The organism is Afipia sp. P52-10, from assembly GCF_000516555.1.
Taxonomy (GTDB): domain Bacteria; phylum Pseudomonadota; class Alphaproteobacteria; order Rhizobiales; family Xanthobacteraceae; genus P52-10.
The window spans coordinates 2,266,754-2,288,263 of sequence record NZ_AZSJ01000003.1; the positions used below are offsets into that span (position 1 = coordinate 2,266,754).

Sequence of the window (21,510 nt, forward strand, 5' to 3'; positions counted from 1 at the left end):
GTGGGTCCGGGCGCTGGCGGAAAAGCTGGCCGTTGCTAGCCTTTTTTGCCGGCTAGCTCAACTGTTTAGCCCTGTTTGTCCGGCGCCTGTTGTCGCGTCGCGTCGTTCTTTGATTCCGGCATTTGCAAACATCGTCGCAGCAGCGGGATGCAAATGTCGGAATCGAACCACGAGTGGAGCGGATTTGACATGCGTATCCCACCGAGCCGCGGATGCGCCATGTGCATGTCAAATCCAAAGCTCCACTAAGCTTTTATACTTGCTAGTGGTTCTTTGATTCCGGCATTTGCAAACGTCGTCGCCGCAGCGGGATGCAAATGTCGGAATCGAACCACTAGCCGAGACGGCTCTCCGCGGCGTTGACCACGGCCTCCGGCGTAATGCCGAAGTGCTTATACAGTTCCTTGGCTGGCGCGCTGGCGCCGAAACCGGCCATGCCGACGAAACCGCCGTCGTGGCCGATGATGGCATCCCAACCCATCCGGATCGCAGCCTCGACCGCAACCTTCACCGGCGCATCGCCGATGATGGCGTTGCGTTCCGCCTGCGGCAGTTCCAGCAGCAAATCCATGCAGGGAACGGAAACGACGCGGGTGGCGATGCCCTTGGCCGCTAGGATCTTCTGTGCGGCGACGGCGATCTGCACCTCCGAGCCCGAAGCGAAGATCGACACCTTGGCCGGGCCGCCGGCGGCGACCAATTCGTAGGCGCCCTTGGCGCAGCGGTTCGCGCTGTCATTGCCGAGGCGTAGTTGCGGCAGATTCTGACGCGTCAGCGCCAGCACGCTCGGCCGGTCCTTGGCCTGCAGCGCCAGTTCCCAGCACTCCAGCGTCTCCACCGTGTCGCAGGGGCGGAACACGTTGCAGTTCGGGATCGCGCGCAGCGCCGCCAGGTGTTCCACCGGCTGGTGTGTCGGGCCGTCCTCGCCGAGGCCGATCGAATCGTGGGTCAGCACATGGATCACGCGCTCGCCCATCAAGGCGGCGAGCCGCAGCGACGGCCGCAGGTAATCGGAGAACACCAGGAAGGTGCCGGAATAGGGGATCACACCCCCATGCAGCGCCATGCCATTCATCGCTGCCGCCATGCCGTGTTCGCGGATGCCGTAGTGGACGAAGCGGCCGCCATAGTTGTTGGCGGACAGGGCCGTCATGCCCTTGGCGCGGGTATTGTTGGAGCCAGTCAGGTCGGCGGAGCCGCCGACCATTTCCGGTACTGCCGGGGTGAGCATGTGCAGCACCTCTTCGGAGGCCGCGCGGGTGGCGATCTCCTTCGGCGTGGTGGCAAGCTGCTGTTTCATCGCCGCAACCACCTGCGCAAGCGGTTCGGCGGGAAGCTGGCCCTTCATGCGACGGCCAAATTCGGCGCGCGCAGCCGCTTCTGCCTTGGCCAGCCGGCCATTCCAGGCGTCGTGGGCGGTCTTGCCGCGAGCGCCGGCGGCGCGCCAGGCGGCCAGGACATCGGCGGGAATCTCGAACGGAGCCGCGTCCCAGCCGAGCTTCTTACGGGCGCCGGCGATTTCCTCGGCGCCAAGCGGCGAGCCGTGTGATTTCTCCGAGCCGGCCTTGGTCGGCGCACCGTAGGCGATCGTGGTCTTGCAGGCGATCAGGGTTGGACGATCGGACTTCTGCGCCTGGGTGATGGCGTCTGCAATCGCCTTCGGATCGTGACCGTCGATGCGCATGGCGGCCCAGTCGGCGGCCTCGAAGCGCTTTACCTGGTCGACCGAGTCCGCCAGCGACAGCGGTCCGTCGATCGAGATGCCATTATCGTCGAACAGCACGATCAGCTTGTTGAGCTTCAGGTGGCCGGCCAGGGCGATCGCCTCCTGGCTGATGCCTTCCATCAGGTCTCCGTCAGAAGCCAGCACGTAGGTATGGTGATCGACCAGTTCGCCACCGAATTCCGCCGCCAGATGCCGCTCCGCCATCGCCATGCCGACGGCGGTGGCGATGCCCTGGCCGAGCGGGCCCGTGGTGGTTTCCACGCCCGGCGTGATGAAGTTCTCCGGATGGCCCGGCGTCAGCGAGCCGAGCTGGCGGAAGCGCTTGATCTGGTCGATCGTCATCGCCTCGTTGCCGGTGAGGTAGAGAAGGGCATACAGCAACATCGAGCCGTGGCCGGCCGACAGCACGAAGCGGTCGCGGTCGTACCAGGTCGGGTCGGCGGCGTCGAACTTCAGGAACTGCGTGAACAGCACGGTGGCGATGTCCGCAGCCCCCATGGGTAGGCCTGGATGCCCTGATTTCGCCTGCTCGACGGCATCCATTGCCAGCGCGCGGATCGCATTGGCCATTGCTGAATGATCGACACGCGGTGTCATGGGCTGCTGTTCCTGGACAGTTCGGTGGGGCGCGGCGGTACGGAACCGCGCTCTTTGAAGGCTGATGTGATGGCTCAGAGGTCCTCTTCACCCGCCGTGGCGAATGTCGTCAAGAGAACTCCTGAGCCGAAACAACACGAGAATCATCGATTTCTGGTGCCCACATCGAAGCCGAGGTTCGCTGGACGAACCTGCCGCCCAGTGCGGCGAACATCGGCTTCGGGGCGCCAGCATGCGGCCGGGGCTTATCACCTGCAGGCCAAGAGTCCAAGGTCGCGATGACTGGTGTTCACACTCGGCGGTGCATATCGGTGCATAGATCGCCGCTTGTCCGCTTCGTGGTCTTGGCGTTGCCTTGATTCGCATGCGAGATACAAAGCGTAAATATCTGCCGAGACGTATCTTTTGCCTGTGTCAGCACCAGCGAGGGAGGTCAGCGTGACCGATCTTCCCGGAGAGGAATCCACCATCGGCCAGCCCTCGATCGAGGCTGCGATCCGCCGGTTGATTGCTGCGCTGAACGAGCTGGAGGCCGTGGTCGAGCGGCGTCAGGACCATGACCGCAGCCAGGACAATCTCGCCGCGCGCATTCAGTCCCTCGGAGTGGACCGGTCCCGCCTGGCCGATGAGCTCGACTCGTCGCTCGCTCGTGCGCGTACCCTGGAAGACGCCAACCGCAACATCGCGGAGCGGATCGACGGTGCGATCGAGACCATTCGCACCGTGCTGGAGGGGGAGAGCCAGCCATGAGCAGCGTCAATATCAGCATCAATGGCCGGCAGTACCGCGTCGCCTGCGAGGCCGGTCAGGAAGAGCGGCTGACGGCGCTGGCGCAGGACTTCGACTCGCGGATATCCAGCATGCGTTCGCGGTTCGGCGAGGTCGGCGATGCGCGTCTGACCGTGATGGCGGCGATGATGATCGGCGATGAATTGTTCGACGCCAACGAGACGATCGCCAAGCTGAAGGCGGAGATTGCGGCGCTGAACGAAGCCCGGGCCGCAAGCAGCCATCGCGTGGCGCGCACCGAGGCCGCGGTCGTCACCGCGCTCGATGCAGCCGCGGACCGGATCGAGCGGATGACGCGCGCGCTGAGCCGTCCCGGTGGCGGCGGCATGGCGGTCGGCTGACCGCGAAAATCCTCATTCTGCGCCACTGCTATTCGACTCGTGCCATTGCTCGCCGCCTTTGTGGTTCAGCATCGGCAAGCACCGTTTGCCGCAAGGGGTGAGAACCAAAGCTCTCTTGTTTGACGCGTTTTCTTCATGCGAACCGGTTTTCACTGCGCGCTAAAACGCTCTAGGCTCGGCGTCAGATGGCCGTCGCTTTTGAGGACCCCATGCAGATCGCACTGCGCCAGCTTTTTCTGGATTTCCTGTCGGCCATCGTCTTTCTGCTTCTCTACGCCTTGACCAACAGCCTCGCGATCGCGACCGGACTTGCGGTGGCGGTGAGCGTTGCTCAGGTGGCGATCGCCAAGATGCGCGGCCAGCATGTCGATGCGATGCAATGGCTGGTGCTCGGGCTCGTGTTGGTGCTCGGCGCAGTGACGTTGATCACTCACGACAGCCGCTTCATCATGATCAAGCCGAGCCTCGTTCATGGGGCGATCGGCATCGTCATGCTGCGACCGGGCTGGATGGGGCGCTACCTGCCGAAGGTCGCGACCGAGAACCTGTCGCAGCGGTTCATTATCAATGCCGGCTACTGCTGGGCGGCATTGATGTTCGTGCTGGCGATCGCCAATGTGATTGTGGCGACCAGCTTCGGTTTCCGCGTCTGGGGCTGGTTCGTCAGTGTCGGGCTGATCGGTGCGAAACTCGTGGCGTTCTTCATCCAATACGCCATCATGCGCATGGCGGTGCGCAAGCGCCGCGCCGCGGCGTCGCAGACGGCTTGAATGCTTATTTGGCGAGCATGGTGGCGCGGCGCGGGATTCGTCGCTACATTAGTCGCGCGGAGCTGCGGGGTGCGTCAGGAGACATTATCCCCGGGGCCTTATCGATCCTTCAGGGAGCTGTCCCTGGCCGGACCCGTGGGTCCGGACACACGGCGCCCACCTACTTTCGTAGGGAACCCGGGATCGAGCGCTCCAACGGCCACTGTGGCTTCGCACTTTCCGTTGGTTGATGGTTCCTGTTGGATGACGGTCGCGCATCCCGCCACGAACCTGCAGGGCGAGAAACGGCTGATCGGTGCTGCAAGCCAACGCTGTCAAGAAAGCCTTGCGTGACACAGCGCTTGCTCGTCGCGAGGCGCTGTCCGCCGCCGAGCGCGAGGCCGCCGCCGCGACCGTTGCTGCGCGCGGCCTGCCGGTCGCCGTTGCGACCGGCGCGGTGCTGTCGGGCTACTCGCCGATCCGCAGCGAATTCGATCCGGTGCCGTTGATGCGGCACACGGAAGGCGCGGGTGCCACGCTCGCATTGCCGGTGATCGTCGCGCGCGACCAGCCGTTGCTGTTCCGCCAATGGCTGAATGGAACGGTGTTGCTCAAGGGGCAACTCGGTATTCTCGAACCTGATCCGGCTGCGCCCGCGCTCGATCCGGACATCATGCTGGTGCCGCTTGCCGCCTTCGACCGTAGAGGCCATCGCATCGGCTACGGCGCCGGCCATTACGACCGTTCGCTCGCCATGCTGCGGGCGCGCAAAGCCGTCATAGCTATAGGCCTCGCCTTTTCTGTGCAGGAAGTGGCCGCGGTTCCGAACGATGGCCACGACGAGCGGCTCGATTTCGTGCTAACGGAGACCGAGACGATCGATCTCAGGGGTGCGTGATTTGCGGATATTGTTCGTCGGCGACGTGGTAGGCCGTTCGGGGCGCAATGCCATTGCCGAATATTTGCCGGACGCCAAGCGCGACTGGAAGCTCGATCTTGTGGTGGTGAACGGCGAGAACGCGGCCGGTGGCTTCGGTATCACCGAGGCGATCTATCACGAGTTCATCGATGCGGGCGCCGATGTCGTCACGCTCGGCAACCATGCCTGGCGGCAGCGGGAGGCGCTTGTGTTCATCGAGCGCGTGCCGGCGCTCATCCGCCCAGTCAACTTCCCGAAGAACAATCCGGGGAAGGGCGCTGCGATGATCGAGGCCGCCAATGGCGGCCGGGTGCTGGTGATCAACGCCCAGGGGCGCGTGTTCATGGAGCCGCTCAACGATCCGTTCGCGATGGTCGAGCGCGAACTCGAGGCCTGCAAGCTCGGTGAGGGCGCTGATGCCATCATTGTCGATTTCCATGCGGAAGCGACCAGCGAGAAGCAAGCGATGGGTCACTTCTGCGATGGCCGCGCGTCGCTCGTGGTCGGTACGCACACCCATATTCCGACCAGCGACTACCGCATCCTGGGTGGCGGCACCGCCTACATGACCGATGCGGGCATGACCGGCGATTACAACAGCGTCATCGGTATGGACAAGGAGGAGCCGCTGACCCGCTTCACCACCGGCCTGACCACCGGACGCTATGAGCCCGCAAACGGAGTTGCGACGTTGAGCGGGGTTGCGATCGAGACCGACGACGCGACCGGCCTCGCGACCAGGATCGCGCCGGTGCGCCTCGGTGGCACGCTCGCCCCGGCAAAGCCGGATTTTTGGATGTAGCGAACGCCGGCCGTCGTATCGACAAGACTGGCGTTGTCACGGCGGCGATGTGTGATGGGGCCTGACCCGATGCGCAGCCGGCAGCAGGCCTTTGTCGGCATGGGTTTCGGGGCTGCCGGTTCGGACAGTGTCGCGTTTCGAGGAGACGATCATGACAAGACGAGCAATGCAAACCATGACTGAGCGAATGACACTGTCCCGCAGGACGCTCCTGCTGGGCGTCGGCGCCGCGGCAGCCGGCCTCTCCGCCGGTGTTTCCCTTGCGCCTGCCTTCGCCAAGGCGCCGATGGCGGCAACCCAGGCACCCGCATTCTACCGCTTCAAGATCGGCGACATCGAAGCGACCGTCGTTTCCGACGGCGAACTCTCGCTCGGTCCACCGAACCCGCAACTGTTCGGCGGCGTGACGCAGGCGGCGCTTGACCAGGCGCTGACCGACACCATGCTGCCGACCGACAATATCCAGCTGCAGGAGAACGCGCTGCTGCTCAACACCGGCGACAAGCTCGTGCTGTTCGATGTCGGCGTCGGTGGCGCGAAGGCGTTTGGCACCAAGGCCGGACGTCTTCTCGTCAACCTGAAGGCGGCGGGCTATGAGCCGAAGGATGTCGATGCGATCGTGCTGACCCACGCCCATCCGGACCATTGCTGGGGCTTGATGGCCGATGACGGCACGCGGAACTTTCCGAATGCGCAGATCTACCTGTCGGAGGCGGATCTCAATTTCTGGACCGACGAAGCCAAGGCGTCCGATCCGGCGATCGGCAGCATGATTGGTCCGACCCGTCCGCAGTTGCTGCCGAACCGTGACCGCATGGTGTTCGTCAAGGATGGCGCGGAGGTCGTGCCCGGCGTGCAGGCCTTGGCGACGCCGGGCCATACAGTCGGGCACACGTCGTATATGATGACGTCTGGCGGCAAGACGCTGTGTCTTGCGGCCGATATCGCCCATCATTTCGTGCTGACGCTGAGCACCCCGAAGGTCGAATTCGGCTTCGACACTGATCCGAAGCAAGGCGTTGCGACCCGGATCCGGACCCTTGATATGCTGGCGGCGCAGAAGGTGCCGACGCTGTTCTATCATTTCCCGTTCCCCGGCGTCGGCCATGTGGCGAAGCGGGGCGACGGCTATACGTTCCTGCCGACGCCAATGCAGACCGTGCTGTAACCGATCCGGCTTTGCCCCGCGCCGGATCGGCACACCGGACGGTTGCCGCCGTCCACGAGCACATCCCCTTGTTCGGACGGGGTGTTTCGGCAAAACGAGCTTTTCAGCGGTCCCGCTGATGCTTTATAACGCCGCGCATCATTGCTTCGGCATGATCGTCTCGGACAGCCGGTGCCGTCTGCGCTGGTGTGAGCGTTCCGGTCCGGATCATGCCTCATCGACACACGAGCACGTTAGAGAGCCCCGATGGCCGGTCATTCCCAATTCAAGAACATCATGCACCGCAAGGGGCGGCAGGATGCGCAACGCTCCAAGCTGTTCTCCAAGCTGGGGCGTGAAATCACCGTCGCCGCCAAGATGGGGATGCCGGATCCGGCGATGAACCCGCGTCTGCGCGCGGCCGTGATCGCGGCGCGCCAGGAGAACATGCCGAAGGACAACATCGAGCGCGCCATCAAGAAGGCGCTCGGCAATGATGGCGAGAACTACGACGAGATCCGCTACGAGGGATACGGTCCCGGCGGTGTCGCGGTGATCGTCGAGGCGCTGACCGATAATCGTAATCGCGCCGCCTCCGACATCCGCTCCTATTTTACGAAGTCCGGCGGCAACCTCGCGGAAACCGGCGCGGTGTCGTTCATGTTCGACCGGCTCGGCGTGATCGAGTTCGATGCCGGCGTCGCGTCGGAAGACGCGATGATGGAAGCGGCGATCGAGGCCGGCGCCGACGATGTGACTTCCGGCGAAGGCGGGCACGAAATCTATGCCTCGCAGGACAGCTTCCGCGATGTTGCCAAGGCGCTGGAGGTGAAGTTCGGCGAGCCGCGCAAGGTGGCGCTGACCTGGAAGCCGCAGAACACGATCGCGGTCGACGACGAGGCGGGCGAGAAGCTGTTGAAGTTGATCGATCAGCTCAACGAGCACGACGACGTGCAGAACGTCTATGCCAACTTCGAAGTGTCCGACGCCCTGATGGCGAAGATGGGGACCTGATCCTCGTGTCCGATCCTTTGCCGGACGGAAGCCAGCTGCGCTCTCGCCCGGCCTCGCGGCTGCTGCTGCTTGATCCCGACGATCGCGTGCTGCTGTTCCGCTTCGTCCACAAGGACGGCGCGCTCGCTGGCAAGACGTATTGGGCGACGCCAGGTGGGGGCGTCGACGAGGGCGAGAGCTTTGCGCAGGCCGCGGTCCGCGAACTCTAGGAAGAGACCGGGCTGCGCGTTGTGGATGTCGGCCCCGAGATCGCCCGGCGCGTGTTCGTGCTGCAGCTCACCACCGGCGAGCATGTCATGGCCGATGAGCGCTTCTTCCTGGTCCGGACCGACGGCTGTGCCGTGTCCAACGCCGGCTGGACCGCCTTGGAACTCGACGTGATGGCGGAGCATCGCTGGTGGTCGCGCGCCGAACTGGCCGAGACCACGGAGCCGGTTTTTCCCGAGACGCTGCTGGATATGCTCACGGCCGCGACCCGCTGAGCGGAATTGCCGGTGACGCGGTTTGTCGAGCTAGGATTGCTACCCGCCCGGCGCTATCAAGGGCCATGTCCGTCGCGCCGATTCGCCCACCCGTTCGCATTCTCGGCATCGATCCGGGCCTTCGCCGGACCGGCTGGGGCGTGATCGATGTGGAAGGCAACCGGCTGATGTTCGTGGCCTGCGGCTCGGTGGAGACGCGCGAGGGCCTGCCGCTGGCAGAGCGGCTGGTGGTGATCCATGAGGGGCTGCTGCGGGTGCTGGGCGACTACAATCCGGCGGAGGCCGCCGTCGAGCAGACCTTCGTCAACAAGGATGGCGCCTCGACGCTGAAGCTCGGGCAGGCGCGTGGCGTCGCGATGCTGGCGCCGGCGACTCGTGGCATTGCGGTTGCGGAATATGCACCCAATCAGGTGAAGAAGACCGTGGTCGGCGCGGGTCACGCGGACAAGAACCAGATCAAGGTGATGCTCGGCGTGCTGCTGCCGAAAGCCAATCCGCAATCGGCGGATGCGGCCGATGCGCTGGCGATCGCCATCACTCATGCTCATCATCGCCAGGCGGTGGCGCTGAAGATGGCGGTGGCACGATGATCGGCAAGCTGAAAGGGCTGATCGATTCCTACGGCGAGGATTACGTGATCCTCGACGTGCAGGGCGTTGGCTATCAGGTGCATTGTTCGTCGCGAACGCTGCAGGCCTTGCCGCAGGCGGGTGAGGCGGCGACGCTGGCGATCGAAACCTATGTGCGTGAAGATCAAATCAAGCTGTTCGGCTTTCGAACCGACGTCGAGCGCGAGTGGTTCCGCCTGTTGCAGACGGTGCAGGGGGTCGGCGCCAAAGTGGCGCTCGCGGTGCTTGGCACGCTTGGGCCATCCGATCTCGCCAATGCCATCGCGTTGCGCGACAAGGCGGCGGTGGCGCGCACGCCAGGTGTCGGTCCGAAGGTTGCCGAGCGCATCGTCTCGGAGTTGAAGGATAAAGCGCCGTCGTTCGCTACGGTCGATCCGGCGGTGGTGCAGCTTTCCGGCGCGGTGGACGACAGGCGTGCGCCGCAGCCGGTGGCGGATGCGATCTCCGCGCTGGTCAACCTCGGCTATGGTCAGCCGCAAGCGGCCGCCGCCGTCGCTGCCGCCTCGCGCAGCGCCGGCGACAAGGCGGAGACCGCGCAGCTGATCCGGCTCGGACTGAAGGAGCTGGCGAAGTGAGTGCGACGCAAGGAGCAAAGCGATGAGCACGTCGCGGCTCGTCACCCCCGAACGCCGCAGCGACGACGTTGGCGATACCGCGCTGCGCCCGCAGGCGCTGGATGACTTCGTCGGCCAGCAGCAGGCGCGCGAGAACCTGACGATCTTCATCAATGCCGCCAAGAAGCGCGGCGAGGCGCTCGACCACGTGCTGTTCGTCGGCCCGCCTGGCCTTGGTAAGACCACGCTGGCGCAGATCGTCGCGCGCGAACTCGGCGTCGGCTTCCGCGCCACCTCGGGCCCGGTGATCGCCAAGGCCGGCGACCTCGCGGCGTTGCTCACCAATCTCGAAGAGCGCGACGTGCTGTTCATCGACGAGATCCATCGCCTCAACCCGGCGGTGGAGGAGGTGCTCTACCCGGCGATGGAAGATTTCCAGCTCGACCTGATCATCGGCGAGGGGCCGGCCGCGCGTTCGGTGAAGATCGATCTGTCGAAGTTCACGCTGGTCGGCGCGACCACCCGCGCGGGCCTTTTGACCAATCCCTTGCGCGATCGCTTCGGCATTCCGGTGCGGTTGAATTTCTACACCGAGGCGGAGCTTGAATTGATCGTCACCCGCGGCGCGCGGGTGCTCGGCGTCGGCATGACCAAGGACGGCGCCAACGAAATCGCCCGTCGCGCGCGCGGTACGCCGCGCATTGCCGGACGGCTGTTGCGCCGCGTGCGTGATTTCGCGTCCGCCGCCGACGCCAGCGCCATCGACCGCAAAATAGCCGATCATGCGCTGGGTGCGCTGGAGGTCGATGCGGCGGGGCTCGATGCGATGGATCGCCGCTACCTGATGACCATCGCCACCAACTATGGCGGCGGGCCGGTCGGTGTCGAGACGATGGCGGCGGCACTGTCGGAGCCGCGCGACGCGATCGAGGACATCATCGAACCGTATCTGATCCAATGCGGCTACCTGCAGCGCACACCGCGCGGTCGCTTGCTGACCTCGCATGCGTTCCGTCACCTCGGCCTTGCCGAGCCTTCGCGCGATCCGTCGCAGTTCGGTCTGTTCGGCGCGGATGACGACGAAGACAATTAGCCGTTGGCCATCCCGCCAACGTCTTGGTGATTGTGCCCTCGGCCTGAAAGCGCGCTATGCTCGGGGCGCGAGAGGTGCTTCATGACCATGACCACCGAACAGGGTATCCTGCGCGCATCGATCGCCGTCACCGTGCTGGTCGCGGTGTTCGGCATCGTCTTCGGCGTGCTCTCGCACTCCACGTCCATCGCCTTCGACGGCGTGTATGCGCTCGCCGATGCCAGCATGAGCGCACTGGCACTGATCGTCTCCAACCTGATCGCCTCCTACAGCGGCTCGACCGCGCTGGCGCGGCGGCTGCGCGAGCGCTTCACCATGGGCTTCTGGCACCTTGAACCGATGGTGCTCGGTCTCAACGGCGTGCTGCTGATGGGCGTCTCGATCTACGCCTTCATCAACGCGATCACGAGCCTGATCGGCGGCGGCCGCAAGCTCGACTTCAGCTATGCCATCGTCTACGCCGCGGTGACGCTGATCGCCTGTGCCGTCATGGCGGTGGTCGAGATGCGGGCCAACCGCAAGCTGCGTTCGGATTTCGTCGCGCTCGACGCCAAGGCTTGGCTGATGTCGGGCGGCATCACCGCAGCGCTGTTGATCGCGTTCGCGCTCGGCTATGCCGTGGAGGAGACGCGTTGGGTCTGGATCGCACCGTACATCGATCCGGCCGTGCTCGCATTGATCTGCATCGTCATCACACCGATGCCGGTCGGCACCGTCAAACAGGCGTTGTCGGAGGTGCTGCTGGTCACGCCGGACGAGTTGAAGCAGCAGGTGGCGGCGGCGGCGGAGGCCGCGGTCAAGAAGTATGGCTTCCTCTCCTATCGCGCCTACGCGGCGAAGGTCGGCCGCGCCAAGCAGATCGAGCTTTACTTCATCGTGCCGCAAGGCTGGCCGGCGAAGACGCTGGAGGAGTGGGACCACATCCGCGACGAGATCGGCGATGCGATCGGCGGCGACGGGCCAGATCGCTGGCTGACTATCGCCTTCACCACGGATATCGAATGGGCCGAGTAGGCGCCTGATCCAAATTTCGCTTTAATTACCCCGGACGATGGCCGTGCATCACGATAGACCGACATGATCTCACGGCGTCATTTCCTGCGTTTCGTCGCCAGCCTCGGCGCGTTCGGGGCTGCCACCACGGCCTATGGTTTCGGTGGCGAGCCGCTGCTACGCCTGCAGGTTGCGCGCTATGATATCGATCCCTCACAGTGGCCGAAGGGTCTCCGCCTCAGGATCGCAGCGATCGCCGACCTGCATGCCTGCGATCCATGGATGTCGCTGGAGCGGATCCAGTCGATCGTCGCGCGCACCAACGCGCTACAGGCGGACATCATCGTATTGCTCGGCGATTACGTTACCGGCATGCGCCTTGCGATGCGCGACATTCCCGCCGCCGAATGGGCTTCGTTGCTCGGAGGCTTGAAGGCGCCGCTTGGCGTGCATGCCGTGCTCGGCAATCACGACTGGTGGGAGGATCGGACCGTTCAACGCGAGGGCAAGGGCGTGCCATTTGCCCGTCGTGCGCTGGAGCGCGTCGGCATCCCGGTCTACGAGAATGACGCGGTGCGCCTAAGCAAGGACGGCCATCCGTTCTGGATCGCCGGGCTTGGCGATCAACTCGCCTATCTTCCCGCACGGCGATTTCGTTCGGTGCCGCGCATCGGCGTCGATGATCTTGCGGCGGCGCTCGGGCAAGTGACCGACGATGCGCCGGTGATCCTGCTGGCGCATGAGCCGGACGTGATCATGCGGGTGCCGAAGCGAGTGTCGCTGACGCTGTCGGGGCACACCCATGGCGGCCAGGTGCGGCTGTTCGGATGGGCGCCGGTGGTGCCCTCGCGCTATGGCAACAGGTTCGCTTATGGTTATGTGCGTGAGCCGAGCGATCTTGTGGTGTCCGGCGGGCTCGGTTGCAGCATCATGCCGTTCCGGCTTGGCATGCCGCCGGAAATCGTGCTGGTGACGCTGGGCGGACAAGTGGCCGCCTGAGATTCGAGCAGGCGAGGGCGCAGTGGCAATCAACAGTCTGGACGGTGCGATCGGCGACGGCCGGCATGTGATGCAGGTGCGTGTCTATTACGAGGACACGGACTTCTCCGGCATCGTCTATCACGCGAATTATCTCCGCTTCATGGAGCGCGGCCGCACCAATTATCTCCGCCTGCTCGGCGCCGACCAGCGTGCGCTGTTCGCCGAGGCCGAGAGCGAGGCGCCGGGCTTTGCGTTCGTCGTGCGCGCCATGCAGATCGATTACCTGAAACCGGCGAAGATGGACGATGTGCTCGACGTCGTCACTTGGCCGATCGAGGTGAAGGGTGCCTCGATCCTGCTCGCGCAGGAGGTGCGCCGCGGCGGAGACTTGCTGGTGGAAGCGAAAGTCCGGGTCGCCTTCGTATCGGGCGGCCGGGCACGGCCGATCCCGAAGCCGTTGCGGATCGCTATGAAGGCGGACCTGGCTTGAGGATCCAGCAAGCGGCTTGACTCTCTGTACTGATCGGTACAGTCTGATTGTATCGAATGGTACAGTCAGAGGAATCGATGATGTCGCGTCCGCCATTGCCGCCGTTCACGCGCGAAACTGCACTGCAGAAGGTCCGCATGGCTGAGGACGCGTGGAATTCGCGCGATCCCGCGCGGGTGGCGCTGGCGTATACGGAGGACAGCCGGTGGCGCAACCGAGCCGAGTTCTTCAACGGCCGCGCGGCGATCGTCGACTTCCTCACCCGCAAGTGGGCGAAAGAGCGCGACTATCGCCTGGTCAAGGATCTCTGGGCCTTCCATGACAACCGCATTGCGGTGCGCTTTCAGTACGAGTGGCATGACGACGCCGGCGTCTGGCATCGCTCCTACGGCAACGAGCAATGGGAGTTCGACCCGCAAGGATTGATGCGGCGGCGCGAGGCCAGCATCAATGACGTGGCGATCAAGGAAGGCGAGCGCCGCTTCCTGTGGCCTGCGCCAGGACCGCGGCCCCAGGAGGTTGCGGGTCTTGGCGACACTCCGTTCTAGGTCGTTGCCGTGCGAGGCGGGGCCTTCGAATGATGAAGACGCGCGCGTCGAAGCGGGATCGAGAAGGCGTCCCAAGCCAGGGATGATCAAGGCGGCCATGAGGACGACGATGACCGAGCGCGCGGAGCTGTTGCCCGTTCTGGCGGAGGTGTTTCGCGCCCACGGTTACGAAGGGGCCTCGCTGGCGCTGATGACGGCTGCGACCGAACTCGGCAAAGGCAGCCTTTATCACTTCTTCCCCGGCGGCAAAGAGCAGATGGCGGCGGAGGTCCTGGCCGACATCGACCGTTTGTTCAATGAGACTGTCTACGAGCCATTGCGTCAGACGAACGATCCGATGCAGGGCATTGCCGGTATGTTCGCGGCGGTGGATCGTTACTTCCAGTCGGGCCGCCGCGTGTGCTTGGTCGGTGTCGTGGCGCTCGGCGCCGCCCGCGATGCATTCGGCGAGCAGGTGAAGACTTACTTTGCCGGCTGGATTGATGCGCTTGCAGCAGCGTTGAGGCGTTCCGGCATCGAGAAGGGCGTGGCGCGCCGGCAGGCCGAGCAGGTGGTGCTGGAGATTCAGGGCGCGCTGGTGCTGGCGCGGGCGCTCGACGATCCGAAGGTCTTTTCGCGCGCGCTGGATCAGGCGAAGCTGCGATTGAATATGAAGCGGTAGAAGGAACAGCGGCGATATCCTGGGGACATCGCCGCTACAGCAAATGGAACGTTCGAGAGCGCCTATGCGGCCTTGTGCCGGGCGAGTTCGGCTTTGTAGAGCGTAAACTCCTCCGCAGCCGCCTTCTGCACGCTGGGACGCAGCTTGATGCGCTGAACATAAGCTGCGATCGCGGGCCATTTCGACAGGTCGAGTGCCGGGATAGCCTGGGTCCAGTTCAAGACGGTGAACAGGTACGCATCGGCGACGCTGAAATGGTCGAGCAGGAACCTACGTCCTTCGAGATGGCCGTTGACGTAGTCAAGGCGCGAAAGGTTCTTCTGCAGCACATAGGCTTTCGCCTCCGAAGGCGCCGTCGGATCGAGCAGGGTGACGAACAGACCCTTGTGCAGTTCGGTGCCGATGAAGCAGAGCCACTGCTGCAGGCGGGACCGCTCCATGCCGGGCTTGGCCGCGATCTGCGCATCGGGGAAGCGTTCGGCGACATATTGCAGAATCGCGGCGTTCTCGGTGAGGACGACACCGTCGTCGGTGCGCAGCGTCGGCACCAGGCCAAGCGGGTTGATGGCGCGAAAATCGGAATTGTCCTGCAGGACGCGCTTATTCTTGGGATCGACTTCGAGGAAACTGGCATCGGCGTTCGCTTCGTAAAGCGCGATCCGGGTTGCCATCGAGCAGGCCAGCGGCGAAAAATACAGGTCCATGAGTGCTCTCCCTGAGGCATCGGCGGATGCTGCCGGCATCCGTTGATTTTTGTACCGTTCCGCATAAATTAGGTGCGGTCAAGGATTAATTTGCGAAATGGTACAAAAAAGAACAGGCTCAGATCAAGCTCGCGCCGGCAAGGGCCGCGCGGCGAAGCCGCTGCCATCCGCTGCCGATCCCGCGAAAGCCGCCAAGGCGGAGCCGCTAGCAGCGAAGCGGCGCGGGCGGCCGCGCGCCTACCAGCCGGAGGTGGCGCTGGAGCGCGCCATGGACGTGTTCTGGACGGAAGGGTTTTCGGCCACCTCGCTCGACGCGTTGAGTGCGGCCACCGGTATGAATCGGCCGAGCCTCTATGGCGCATTCGGCGACAAGCGCGACATCTATCTGAAAGCCTATGCGCACTATCGCGATCGCGCGCGGACGCGGATGGCGGAGGCGATCGCATCGAACCTGCCCCTCCGCGCGCTGCTGAAGCGCATGTACGACATCGCGCTCGATATGTATCTCTCGGGCAAGGACGGCCCGCGTGGCTGCCTGACGGTGATGACCGCCACGTCGGAAGCAGCGTTCGATCCGGAGATTCGTGCGGTTGCGGCGAGCGGCATGGCCGAACTGGATCAGGCCTTTGTGCGAATCCTGAGCGGCGCCCGCGCGCGCGGCGAGTTGCCGAAGACGGCCGATCCCGAGGCGCTCGGCCGGATCGCTTCCGCCGTGATCCATACGCTCGCGGTGCGGGCGCGTGCCGGGGTGCCGAAGGCCGAGCTGGAGGCGATCATCGCGGGCGCGCTGACTTTAATTTGCGGGCCCGAATAGGCTTTTCAGCCGGCATGCTTCCCGAAATCGTTCAGTGACGTTTCACCCGGATTAATGTAATAGCCTTTCACATGAACTGGCGCAGAGACCGCGGCCGCAGCGAGCGCGGGTACCATCACGGCAATCTGAAAGAGGCGCTGTTGCAGGCGGCGCTCGATCTGATTGCGGAGAAAGGTCCTGCGGGCTTTACGTTCGCCGAAGCGGCGCGCTCTGCCGGTGTCAGTCCGGCGGCGCCCTATCGTCACTTCCGCGATCGCGACGAACTGCTCTCCAGTATTGCCCAGCGCGGTTTCGAGCAGTTCGAGGCGCTGCTGAGCGCTGCGTGGGACGATGGCCGCCCCGATACGCCGACGGCGTTCGAGCGGCTTGGCAAAGCGTATCTGAAGTTCGCGCGCGACGAGCCCGCGTCCTATTCGGCGATGTTCGAGTCAGGTCTACCGATCGACAACTATCCGGCATTGAACGCTGCGAGCGAACGTGCCTTCACCGTCATTCGCGCCGCGGCCGAACGACTGGCTGCACTGACGCCGCCGGGTGTGTCGCGGCCGCCGGCGATGATGATGGCGCTGCACATCTGGTCGCTGTCGCACGGCATCGCCTCGCTGTTCGCGCGCGGTGACGGCGCCCGCCGCAAGCTGCCGATGTCGCCGGACGATCTGCTGGAAGCGGGTGTGCTGATCTATCTGCGAGGCCTCGGTCTCGCCGCCGATCCCGACGCCGGCCAGGCCAAATAGGTTGCGGCAAGACATCGCCGGGTTCCGGCGAAACACGGTTGAAACACTTCTCACGGGTTTGTGGTGAGCGCTCGCTTGACTTCCCAAGTGGATCGGCTATCTATGTAAATGTTATTTACATTCACGGTGGCGCAGCTACCTACGGGAGAGGATCAATGTCCAATACCGCAGACAGCGAACGGTGGGGTCGTCCTGCCTGGGCCGAAACTCCGAGCTTCTGGGAGACGCCCTCACATCCGGGCTGGATCGCTCTCATGATCCTCGGCTTCGTGTTCTGGTGGCCGATCGGCCTCGCAATTCTGGCCTACATCATATGGGGACGAAAAATGGGATGCGGACGTGACGGTCACGGCATGAGCCGGTGGCAGAACAAGATGGAGCGGATGCAGTACAAGATGGAGCGCATGCGCTCGCGGATGGAGGGCCGTTATTACGCGCCGTCCAGCGGCAACCGCGCCTTCGACGAGTACCGCGCTGAGACGCTGAAGCGTCTCGAGGACGAGCAGGCCGAATTCAAGGGCTTCCTTGATCGCCTGCGCCACGCGAAGGACAAGGCTGAGTTCGACCAGTTCATGGCCGAGCGCCGCCAGCGCCCGACGCCGCCGCCGACGGTCGATAACCCGCCGCAGGGCTGATCCCGCGCGCCGGACTTCCCGAAACAAGGCTGATGCCCTTCTCAGCCTGCGAGCCGCCCGACTGCACCTGCAGTCGGGCGGCTTTGTTTTGCGTGAGGCGTGTTCCAGAAGGTCATTGTCGTCCCTCCGCGAGGCCCGCGCACCAAAGCGGACCAGGCGAGCCCGGCGGCGGTCGTGAAAACCTGTCGGTTCGGTTCCGGTTCCGTGTTCGTGATTGAAGCTGTTCCACTTTCCGGCGCCTGACATCGGCCCGGTAACCGCACATTAACCAACCTTAGCGTTTGGTTGCGGAGAGCGAGGGGCGGATTCAGCCCTAGTTTGGACACGTTGAGCGGGAAAGCATGACGCGGCCTTGGACGGCCTCCCAAGTGACATGAATCCGGCTTCGGCGATTGGGTGCGATCGTACTCAAGAGCGTCCGGTTCGTTGGACGATGCGTGCAGGGCCCGTCCGGCGGCGTTCCATCCATGCAGATGCTGTTGAGTTGTTGAAACGGGACACGCGTTAAGAGGACACGACCGATGAATCCAGCCGACGTTGCGCAATCCGCGCTCCCCGTCGCTGCCAGCGCCGACGTATCGCTGATCGCCTTGTTCTGGCAGGCTCACTGGATCGTGAAGGGGGTCATGCTGGGCCTGATCGCCTGTTCGGTCTGGGTTTGGGCGATCGCAATCGACAAGATCTTCATGTATTCGCGCGCGAAGCGTGCGATGGATCGCTTTGAGCAGGCGTTCTGGTCGGGGCAATCGATCGAAGAACTCTATCGCGCGCTGTCGGCGAAGCCGACGCAGTCGATGGCCGCGCTTTTTGTCGCAGCGATGCGCGAGTGGAAGCGCTCGTTCGAGAGCCAGTCGCGCTCGTTCGCAGGCCTGCAGATGCGGATCGAGAAGGTAATGGACGTCTCGATCGCGCGGGAGGTGGATCGGCTGGAGCGCCGCCTGCTGGTGCTGGCAACGGTCGGCTCCGCGGGCCCGTTCGTCGGTCTGTTCGGAACTGTCTGGGGCATCATGACCTCGTTCCAGGCGATTGCCGCATCCAAGAACACGTCGCTGGCGGTGGTCGCTCCGGGTATCGCGGAAGCGCTGTTCGCCACCGCAATCGGCCTTATCGCTGCCATCCCGGCGACTATTTTCTATAATAAGTTCACATCCGAGGTGAACCGGCAGGCCCAGCGGCTTGAGGGTTTTGCGGACGAATTTGCGGCGATCCTGTCACGCCAGATTGATGAACGCGCCTGATATGATCGGGGGTCGTGCGAAAAAGGTGAGCGCGCCATGGGGATGAGTGCAGCCGGAGCTTCCGGCGGGGGCGGACGCCGCCGCGGTCGTCGTCGCGCCGCAGTGATGGCGGAAATCAACGTCACGCCGATGGTGGACGTGATGTTGGTGCTGTTGATCATCTTCATGGTCGCAGCGCCGCTGCTGACCGTGGGCGTGCCGATCGATCTGCCGCAGACCCAGGCCAAGACGCTGGACATCGACAAGGAGCCGCTGACGCTGTCGGTGAAGGTCGATGGCAAGGTCTTCCTCAATGAAACCGAGATCCAGATTGACGATCTGGTCGCCAAGCTGAAGGCGATCACCGAGGCGCGCGGCGGCATGGACGAGCGCATCTTCGTGCGCGGCGATCGCAGCGCGAACTACGGCGAGGTGATGAAGGTGATGGGCCGTCTGTCTGCCGCGGGCTTCAAACGCGTCGCGCTGGTGACGGAAGTGGAGCAGGGGACTTAAGACTTGAGAATCGGCAAGGTCGAAATCGACAAGTCGCTGGCCGCTTCGATCGCCCTGCATGTCGGGGTGCTCGGCTGGGGACTCGTGTCCTTCTCGACCCGCTCGCTCGACGCGACGCCGCAGGATGCGTTGCCGGTCGATATCATTTCGTCCGAGCAGCTGTCGCAGATCACCAAAGGTACCAAGACCGGAGTTAAGGAGAACACCAAGACGCTGGTCGAGAAGGTCGCCGAGGCGAAGCCGATCGACGAGCCGGTCGGCAAGATCTCCGAGAAGAAGGAGATCGTCGCCGCTTCCGAGAAGCCGCCGGAGCCTCCAAAGCCGGTGGAGAAGAAGGTCGAGCCGCCGAAGCCCGAGAAGCCGGTGGAGAAGAAGCCCGAGCCGAAGCAGGACCCGATCGCCGAAGCCTTGAAGAAGGATCAGGCAAAGAAGCCGGTCGAGAAGAAAGAGACCAAGGTCGAGCCGAAGAAAGAAGAGAAGCCAAAGAAGGAGCGCACCTTCGATCAGTCGAAGATCGCAGCGCTGCTCGACAAGCGCGATCCGTTGCGGCAAGCGGCGGCGGGCGACGTCATCAATCCGAACTCGTCGTTCGGCACCGCGTCGGGCAACGCGCAGCGGCTGACGATGAGCTGGGTCGGCGCCCTGCAGGCGCGCATCAAGCAGTGCTGGAACGTGCCGGCCGGTGTGCGCGATGCGGAGAACATCGAAATCCGCATCTACTTCGAACTGCGCAAGGACGGCACGGTGGCCGGCATTCCGCGATTGCTTGCGGGCCCGCCGAGCGCGAGCGGTCCGGCGATCGCCGAAAGCGCGATCCGCGCCATCCAGCAGTGCCAGCCCTATTCATTCCTACCGCCGTCGGAGTATGCCGGCGGCTGGGATCGTCTCGACATCACTTTCAGCTCCAAGGATTTATTCCGGTAAAGGCCCCGTTTCGATCATGACCACCCGGCGCGATAGCAGCCTCTTTCAGACGTCTCCATCCCTGATCATCACCCGCCGGCAGACGCTGGCACTCGGCGCGGGCCTTACAGCTCTCGCGGCAGGCCTGCCGCGTCTGGCTGGGGCGCAGACTTCGCTGAAGGTCGAGGGCGGCGAGATCAAGCCGATTCCGATCGCCATTCCGAACTTCGTGCCGGGTACGCCGGCCGATGGCGAAGTGGCTGCAGGCGTCACCCAGGTCATTACCAACAACCTGCGCCGGAGCGGCCTGTTCATCCCGATCGACCAGGCGGCCTACCTCGAAAAGATCACCAACATCGACGTGCCGCCGCAATTCCAGAGCTGGCGGGCGATCAATGCCCAGGCGCTGGTAACGGGCCGTATCACCCGTCAGCCGGACGGCCGGCTGAAGGCGGAATTCCGCTTGTGGGACATCTTCTCCGGTCAGCAGCAGACCGGGCATCAATACTTCACGGCTGCGGAGTTCTGGCGCCGCATCGCCCACATCATTTCGGACCAGGTCTACGAGCGCCTGACCGGTGAGAAGGGCTATTTCGACACCCGCATCGTGTTCGTCGATGAAAGCGGCGCCAAGGACCGGCGCGTCAAGCGCCTCGCGATCATGGATCAGGACGGCGCCAACGTGCGCTATCTGACGCGCGGCGAAGACCTGGTGCTGACGCCGCGGTTTTCGCCGTCCACGCAGGAGATTACTTACATGGCGTTCGGCCAGGGGGATCCGCGCGTGCTGCTGTACAACATCGAGACCGGCCAGCGTGAAACGGTCGGCAACTTCCCCGGCATGACGTTCGCACCGCGGTTCTCGCCGGACGGCCAGCGCGTGATCATGAGTCTGCAGCAGGGCGGCAATGCCAACCTGTTCGTGATGGATCTGCGTTCGAAATCAACGACGCGGCTCACCGACACGCCGGCGATCGACACTTCGCCGTGCTATTCGCCGGACGGATCGCGCATCTGCTTTGAATCTGATCGCGGTGGCAAGCAGCAGATCTACGTGATGTCCGCCGGCGGCGGACCCGCGCAGCGCATTTCGTTCGGCGAAGGCAACTACTCGACGCCGGTCTGGTCGCCGCGCAACGATTTCATCGCTTTCACCAAGCAGGGCGGTGGCAGTTTCGCGATCGGCATCATGAAGCCGGACGGCTCCGGCGAGCGCATTCTGACGTCGGGCTTCCATAACGAGGGACCGACGTTTGCGCCGAACGGCCGCGTGTTGATGTTCTTCCGCGATACCGGTGCCGGGCCCGCGCTGTACACCGTCGATGTGACGGGGCGTAACGAGCAGCGGGTGCCGACGCCGAGCTTTGCGTCCGATCCGGCCTGGTCGCCGCTGTTGTCGTAACGGCTGTCGCGGTCCGCTCGGCGCGACAGTGCTGGCAACGTCCTCCCTGACGCAACATCCTTTAGAGCAATGC

The 21,510-nt window shown here is 64.1% G+C and carries 26 protein-coding genes and 1 other RNA gene; 25 read left to right on the forward strand and 2 right to left on the reverse strand.

Annotated elements, in window-relative coordinates; translation table 11 throughout:
• Positions 1 to 334: 334 nt before the first annotated feature.
• Positions 335 to 2,323, reverse strand: a complete 1,989-nt coding sequence (tkt, locus tag X566_RS12000) for a transketolase (RefSeq protein WP_034466493.1) — start codon at positions 2,321 to 2,323, stop codon at positions 335 to 337.
• Positions 2,324 to 2,761: 438 nt separating this feature from the next.
• Between tkt and X566_RS12005 the strand changes: the two genes are divergently transcribed.
• From X566_RS12005 to X566_RS12080, 18 genes are all read left to right on the forward strand, one after another.
• Positions 2,762 to 3,073, forward strand: a complete 312-nt coding sequence (locus X566_RS12005) for a DUF4164 domain-containing protein (protein ID WP_034466496.1) — start codon at positions 2,762 to 2,764, stop codon at positions 3,071 to 3,073.
• Positions 3,070 to 3,453, forward strand: a complete 384-nt coding sequence (locus X566_RS12010) for a cell division protein ZapA (RefSeq protein ID WP_034466499.1) — start codon at positions 3,070 to 3,072, stop codon at positions 3,451 to 3,453. Before X566_RS12005 ends, X566_RS12010 begins: the two co-directional genes overlap by 4 nt.
• Positions 3,454 to 3,662: 209 nt before the next feature.
• Positions 3,663 to 4,223: an inner membrane-spanning protein YciB gene (locus X566_RS12015; RefSeq protein ID WP_034466501.1), complete on the forward strand. Its 561-nt coding sequence runs from the start codon at positions 3,663 to 3,665 to the stop codon at positions 4,221 to 4,223.
• Positions 4,224 to 4,279: 56 nt separating this feature from the next.
• Positions 4,280 to 4,438, forward strand: a non-coding RNA gene (gene ssrS / locus X566_RS24330) — 6S RNA.
• 110 nt (positions 4,439 to 4,548) lie between these two features.
• Positions 4,549 to 5,100: a 5-formyltetrahydrofolate cyclo-ligase gene (locus X566_RS12020; protein ID WP_244434728.1), complete on the forward strand. Its 552-nt coding sequence runs from the start codon at positions 4,549 to 4,551 to the stop codon at positions 5,098 to 5,100.
• A gap of 1 nt (position 5,101) precedes the next feature.
• Entirely contained in the window at positions 5,102 to 5,923 is an 822-nt protein-coding gene (locus X566_RS12025; RefSeq protein WP_034466504.1) for a TIGR00282 family metallophosphoesterase, read from the forward strand.
• Positions 5,924 to 6,074: 151 nt separating this feature from the next.
• Entirely contained in the window at positions 6,075 to 7,091 is a 1,017-nt protein-coding gene (locus X566_RS12030; protein ID WP_244434729.1) for an MBL fold metallo-hydrolase, read from the forward strand.
• Positions 7,092 to 7,337: 246 nt separating this feature from the next.
• Complete coding sequence (locus X566_RS12035; protein ID WP_034466507.1) at positions 7,338 to 8,084, forward strand: YebC/PmpR family DNA-binding transcriptional regulator; 747 nt, start codon at positions 7,338 to 7,340, stop codon at positions 8,082 to 8,084.
• A 5-nt stretch (positions 8,085 to 8,089) separates the two neighbouring features.
• Complete coding sequence (locus tag X566_RS25515) at positions 8,090 to 8,293, forward strand: NUDIX domain-containing protein (protein WP_343213068.1); 204 nt, start codon at positions 8,090 to 8,092, stop codon at positions 8,291 to 8,293.
• A 21-nt stretch (positions 8,294 to 8,314) separates the two neighbouring features.
• Positions 8,315 to 8,566 carry a hypothetical protein gene (locus X566_RS25520; protein WP_343213069.1) on the forward strand — a complete coding sequence of 84 codons (252 nt, stop codon included), beginning with the start codon at positions 8,315 to 8,317 and terminating at the stop codon, positions 8,564 to 8,566.
• Positions 8,567 to 8,631: 65 nt separating this feature from the next.
• Positions 8,632 to 9,156 (forward strand): crossover junction endodeoxyribonuclease RuvC, encoded by a 525-nt coding sequence (gene ruvC / locus X566_RS12045; protein ID WP_034466510.1) that lies wholly within the window; start codon positions 8,632 to 8,634, stop codon positions 9,154 to 9,156.
• Positions 9,153 to 9,770, forward strand: a complete 618-nt coding sequence (gene ruvA / locus X566_RS12050) for a Holliday junction branch migration protein RuvA (protein ID WP_034466513.1) — start codon at positions 9,153 to 9,155, stop codon at positions 9,768 to 9,770. The genes ruvC and ruvA overlap by 4 nt, the downstream gene beginning before the upstream one ends.
• A gap of 22 nt (positions 9,771 to 9,792) precedes the next feature.
• Entirely contained in the window at positions 9,793 to 10,842 is a 1,050-nt protein-coding gene (ruvB, locus tag X566_RS12055) for a Holliday junction branch migration DNA helicase RuvB (protein ID WP_034466516.1), read from the forward strand.
• A gap of 87 nt (positions 10,843 to 10,929) precedes the next feature.
• Complete coding sequence (locus X566_RS12060; RefSeq protein ID WP_034468460.1) at positions 10,930 to 11,856, forward strand: cation diffusion facilitator family transporter; 927 nt, start codon at positions 10,930 to 10,932, stop codon at positions 11,854 to 11,856.
• 63 nt (positions 11,857 to 11,919) lie between these two features.
• Entirely contained in the window at positions 11,920 to 12,834 is a 915-nt protein-coding gene (locus tag X566_RS12065) for a metallophosphoesterase (RefSeq protein ID WP_034466517.1), read from the forward strand.
• A 70-nt stretch (positions 12,835 to 12,904) separates the two neighbouring features.
• Positions 12,905 to 13,306: a tol-pal system-associated acyl-CoA thioesterase gene (gene ybgC, locus X566_RS12070; protein WP_081740237.1), complete on the forward strand. Its 402-nt coding sequence runs from the start codon at positions 12,905 to 12,907 to the stop codon at positions 13,304 to 13,306.
• Positions 13,307 to 13,386: 80 nt separating this feature from the next.
• On the forward strand, positions 13,387 to 13,854 hold the full coding sequence (locus X566_RS12075; RefSeq protein ID WP_034468461.1) for a nuclear transport factor 2 family protein: 468 nt from the start codon (positions 13,387 to 13,389) through the stop codon (positions 13,852 to 13,854).
• A 109-nt stretch (positions 13,855 to 13,963) separates the two neighbouring features.
• A complete protein-coding gene (locus X566_RS12080) occupies positions 13,964 to 14,515 on the forward strand; it encodes a TetR/AcrR family transcriptional regulator (protein ID WP_034468462.1) in 552 nt (183 codons plus the stop codon).
• A gap of 62 nt (positions 14,516 to 14,577) precedes the next feature.
• Here the strand turns inward: X566_RS12080 and X566_RS12085 are convergent, their stop codons facing one another.
• Positions 14,578 to 15,219 (reverse strand): glutathione S-transferase N-terminal domain-containing protein, encoded by a 642-nt coding sequence (locus X566_RS12085; protein ID WP_034466521.1) that lies wholly within the window; start codon positions 15,217 to 15,219, stop codon positions 14,578 to 14,580.
• 97 nt (positions 15,220 to 15,316) lie between these two features.
• On the opposite strand from X566_RS12085, the gene X566_RS12090 reads away from it, so the two are divergent.
• The 7 genes from X566_RS12090 to tolB all read left to right on the forward strand — a co-directional run bounded on the left by X566_RS12090 (position 15,317) and on the right by tolB (position 21,437).
• Entirely contained in the window at positions 15,317 to 16,033 is a 717-nt protein-coding gene (locus X566_RS12090) for a TetR/AcrR family transcriptional regulator (RefSeq protein WP_081740149.1), read from the forward strand.
• A gap of 71 nt (positions 16,034 to 16,104) precedes the next feature.
• Entirely contained in the window at positions 16,105 to 16,767 is a 663-nt protein-coding gene (locus X566_RS12095) for a TetR/AcrR family transcriptional regulator (protein WP_034466524.1), read from the forward strand.
• A gap of 155 nt (positions 16,768 to 16,922) precedes the next feature.
• The gene (locus X566_RS12100) at positions 16,923 to 17,402 is read left to right on the forward strand and encodes a DUF2852 domain-containing protein (protein WP_034466527.1); all 480 of its coding nucleotides are present in this window, start codon (positions 16,923 to 16,925) and stop codon (positions 17,400 to 17,402) included.
• A 521-nt stretch (positions 17,403 to 17,923) separates the two neighbouring features.
• The gene (tolQ, locus tag X566_RS12105) at positions 17,924 to 18,640 is read left to right on the forward strand and encodes a protein TolQ (protein WP_034466531.1); all 717 of its coding nucleotides are present in this window, start codon (positions 17,924 to 17,926) and stop codon (positions 18,638 to 18,640) included.
• 36 nt (positions 18,641 to 18,676) lie between these two features.
• Positions 18,677 to 19,132, forward strand: coding sequence for a protein TolR (tolR, locus tag X566_RS12110; RefSeq protein WP_034466534.1), 456 nt, complete (start codon positions 18,677 to 18,679; stop codon positions 19,130 to 19,132).
• Positions 19,133 to 19,135: 3 nt separating this feature from the next.
• Positions 19,136 to 20,056 (forward strand): TonB C-terminal domain-containing protein, encoded by a 921-nt coding sequence (locus X566_RS12115; protein ID WP_244434730.1) that lies wholly within the window; start codon positions 19,136 to 19,138, stop codon positions 20,054 to 20,056.
• A gap of 16 nt (positions 20,057 to 20,072) precedes the next feature.
• Positions 20,073 to 21,437 carry a Tol-Pal system beta propeller repeat protein TolB gene (gene tolB / locus X566_RS12120; protein WP_051444045.1) on the forward strand — a complete coding sequence of 455 codons (1,365 nt, stop codon included), beginning with the start codon at positions 20,073 to 20,075 and terminating at the stop codon, positions 21,435 to 21,437.
• The last annotated feature ends 73 nt before the right edge of the window (positions 21,438 to 21,510 follow it).

What these genes read in the sequence shown, in the direction of transcription:
- X566_RS12090 (WP_081740149.1), top strand. Translation starts at nt 15,317, where the DNA reads ATGGTACAAAAAAGAACAGGCTCAGATCAAGCTCGCGCCGGCAAGGGC.
- X566_RS12010 (WP_034466499.1), top strand. Translation starts at nt 3,070, where the DNA reads ATGAGCAGCGTCAATATCAGCATCAATGGCCGGCAGTACCGCGTCGCC.
- tolR (WP_034466534.1), top strand. Translation starts at nt 18,677, where the DNA reads ATGGGGATGAGTGCAGCCGGAGCTTCCGGCGGGGGCGGACGCCGCCGC.
- X566_RS12075 (WP_034468461.1), top strand. Translation starts at nt 13,387, where the DNA reads ATGTCGCGTCCGCCATTGCCGCCGTTCACGCGCGAAACTGCACTGCAG.
- ruvB (WP_034466516.1), top strand. Translation starts at nt 9,793, where the DNA reads ATGAGCACGTCGCGGCTCGTCACCCCCGAACGCCGCAGCGACGACGTT.
- X566_RS12015 (WP_034466501.1), top strand. Translation starts at nt 3,663, where the DNA reads ATGCAGATCGCACTGCGCCAGCTTTTTCTGGATTTCCTGTCGGCCATC.
- tkt (WP_034466493.1), bottom strand. Translation starts at nt 2,323, where the DNA reads ATGACACCGCGTGTCGATCATTCAGCAATGGCCAATGCGATCCGCGCG.
- ruvA (WP_034466513.1), top strand. Translation starts at nt 9,153, where the DNA reads ATGATCGGCAAGCTGAAAGGGCTGATCGATTCCTACGGCGAGGATTAC.
- X566_RS12085 (WP_034466521.1), bottom strand. Translation starts at nt 15,219, where the DNA reads ATGGACCTGTATTTTTCGCCGCTGGCCTGCTCGATGGCAACCCGGATC.
- X566_RS12065 (WP_034466517.1), top strand. Translation starts at nt 11,920, where the DNA reads ATGATCTCACGGCGTCATTTCCTGCGTTTCGTCGCCAGCCTCGGCGCG.
- X566_RS12095 (WP_034466524.1), top strand. Translation starts at nt 16,105, where the DNA reads ATGAACTGGCGCAGAGACCGCGGCCGCAGCGAGCGCGGGTACCATCAC.
- ybgC (WP_081740237.1), top strand. Translation starts at nt 12,905, where the DNA reads ATGCAGGTGCGTGTCTATTACGAGGACACGGACTTCTCCGGCATCGTC.
- X566_RS12100 (WP_034466527.1), top strand. Translation starts at nt 16,923, where the DNA reads ATGTCCAATACCGCAGACAGCGAACGGTGGGGTCGTCCTGCCTGGGCC.
- ruvC (WP_034466510.1), top strand. Translation starts at nt 8,632, where the DNA reads ATGTCCGTCGCGCCGATTCGCCCACCCGTTCGCATTCTCGGCATCGAT.
- tolB (WP_051444045.1), top strand. Translation starts at nt 20,073, where the DNA reads ATGACCACCCGGCGCGATAGCAGCCTCTTTCAGACGTCTCCATCCCTG.
- X566_RS12060 (WP_034468460.1), top strand. Translation starts at nt 10,930, where the DNA reads ATGACCACCGAACAGGGTATCCTGCGCGCATCGATCGCCGTCACCGTG.
- tolQ (WP_034466531.1), top strand. Translation starts at nt 17,924, where the DNA reads ATGAATCCAGCCGACGTTGCGCAATCCGCGCTCCCCGTCGCTGCCAGC.
- X566_RS12035 (WP_034466507.1), top strand. Translation starts at nt 7,338, where the DNA reads ATGGCCGGTCATTCCCAATTCAAGAACATCATGCACCGCAAGGGGCGG.
- X566_RS12080 (WP_034468462.1), top strand. Translation starts at nt 13,964, where the DNA reads ATGACCGAGCGCGCGGAGCTGTTGCCCGTTCTGGCGGAGGTGTTTCGC.
- X566_RS12030 (WP_244434729.1), top strand. Translation starts at nt 6,075, where the DNA reads ATGACAAGACGAGCAATGCAAACCATGACTGAGCGAATGACACTGTCC.